This window comes from Azospirillum sp. UFLA03-27 (assembly GCF_059803775.1).
Map to the genome: position 1 here is coordinate 1 of NZ_JAUQTX010000476.1, position 1,833 is coordinate 1,833.

2 protein-coding genes and 1 pseudogene are annotated in these 1,833 nt (G+C 63.8%); 1 reads left to right on the plus strand and 2 read right to left on the minus strand.

The window, feature by feature from the left end:
• Positions 1 to 249 (plus strand): annotated as a pseudogene (locus tag Q4I23_RS32495) (hypothetical protein); the annotation flags it as partial.
• A 47-nt stretch (positions 250 to 296) separates the two neighbouring features.
• Here Q4I23_RS32495 and Q4I23_RS32500 read toward each other — a convergent pair.
• Together Q4I23_RS32500 and Q4I23_RS32505 are read right to left on the minus strand one after the other, a co-directional pair.
• The gene (locus Q4I23_RS32500) at positions 297 to 1,193 is read right to left on the minus strand and encodes a sigma-70 family RNA polymerase sigma factor (RefSeq protein WP_498528975.1); all 897 of its coding nucleotides are present in this window, start codon (positions 1,191 to 1,193) and stop codon (positions 297 to 299) included.
• A 26-nt stretch (positions 1,194 to 1,219) separates the two neighbouring features.
• Positions 1,220 to 1,555 carry an antibiotic biosynthesis monooxygenase family protein gene (locus Q4I23_RS32505; RefSeq protein WP_498528976.1) on the minus strand — a complete coding sequence of 112 codons (336 nt, stop codon included), beginning with the start codon at positions 1,553 to 1,555 and terminating at the stop codon, positions 1,220 to 1,222.
• Between the last annotated feature and the right edge of the window lie 278 nt (positions 1,556 to 1,833).

Below are 1,833 nucleotides of genomic sequence, written 5' to 3' on the forward strand. Positions count from 1 at the left end.
GCGTATAATCGTCGGCAGCGTCAGATGTGTATAAGAGACAGGCTCGTCGCGGCGGGGGAGGGGCGGCGGTTCGACGTGACGCTGCAGACCGGCGGCGGCCTGTCCTCCGCCGCGCTGGCCGACATGCAGGACGGGTTCGCCGGAGCCATGGGCGACGCGGGCCTGGGCGGCGACCTGACGGTGGGGCCGCTGGCCGGGGCCTGGCTGGATCTGGAAGAGGAGGCTCTCAGCGCGGACTGGTCGGGTTGAGCGTCCGTCGAAACCCGAAGGGAACGGGCTGAAGCCGTTGATCGGCCTCAGCTCTGCTCGATCTCGATCCGTACTCCGCGACAGTGCCCGTCCAGGTGCCGCACCTTGTCCGGGTTTCTGGTGATGTAGATTGCGACGATTTTTCCCTGCTCGATGTGCAAGGCGGTGGTCTGCACGATCCGGCCGCCCTCGACGGAGATGAAGCCGGGAAGCCCGTCGATCATGGCATAGCGTATGAGAAAGGACGGCGACTGGTTGAACTCCTGCGCAAGCTGGACGTGCCGCGCCATTACCTCATCGATTCCGATCAATGGACGTTGCGAAGCCGGCACCCTGCCACCGCCGTCCGCGCTGGCAATGACATCATCGGCGAGAAGCAAACGCAGCCGGTCCATGTCACCGTCGCGCGACGCGGCGAAGAACGCCGCAGCGATCTCCAGCCCATGCTCTTCCGTCACGAGGAAGCGTGGGCGAGCCGCCTGGATATGCTCACGCGCCCGGCCGGCCAGTTTGCGGCATGCTGCGGCTTCACGGCCTATGGCGCTGGCGACCTCATCGAACCCCATGCCGAAAACATCGTGCAGCAGAAAGGCCGCTCGCTCCAACGGCGACAGACGCTCCAGCGCGATCATCAACGGAAGCGTGATGTCATCGATGGAATCCAATTCCCCCACGTCAACGATGGGCTCCGGCAGCCACGGCCCGATGTAGGTTTCGCGTCTGCGCCGCGCGGATTTCAGTTCGTTCAGACAAAGGCGCGTGACGATGGTGTGCAACAAGGCCGCCGGCTGTCGGACCGTCTCATGGTCAGTCGCCAGCCAGCGGAGATAGGCATCCTGGACGATGTCCTCGGCATCCGCCACCGATCCGAGCATCCGGTATGCGAGGCGGATGAGGCGGGGGCGAATTTCAGAGAATGATGGGTCGGTGGGGATGTCGTCCATGGTCCTGCCGCTTTGCCATTCCTTCGTTATTCGGCGTGAACGGCTTCGACCGTGTAGAGGCTTGGCGTGACCGACGTCGCGAGACCTGCGAACTGTTTGAGTTGCTCTTGCGTCTCGGGCTTCTTCATGAAGCCCTCGAAGTGCTCCTTGGATGCCCATTGGGCGTAGTTCACGATTTTCTTTCCGTCGAGGCTGCAATGGATGCAGACCGACATGAAGCCGGGCTGGTGGCGAATGGTGTTTTCGGTCGATTCCGAAAGGGCCTTCGCCAAGGCAGCCTGCTTCTTCGGCTCGACCCCATAAACGTTTATCAGCGTCAGGCATGGGGACCCAGGGTCAATCGTTGCGATGTCCTTGGCCATCGTCACCTCCTTCAAAAGTGCAGCCACGAAGGGGATGACAACGCCTGCCCGCGAAATGTGACATGCCGGACGAAAAAGGGAAGCGCGCGGCATTCAGATCGTGTCCGCCCTCACCCCGCCAGCCGCGCCTCGCCAATCCCGCGCCCGAACGCCGCGTAGCCCGGCAACACCCGGCGCGCCTGCAGGGCCGGGGCAGGGTCCTCATGCTCGGGCGGGGCCTCGAACTTGTAGCCGCGTCCGTAGACGGTCTCGATGTAGCGGGCGCCGCCGGTGGCTTC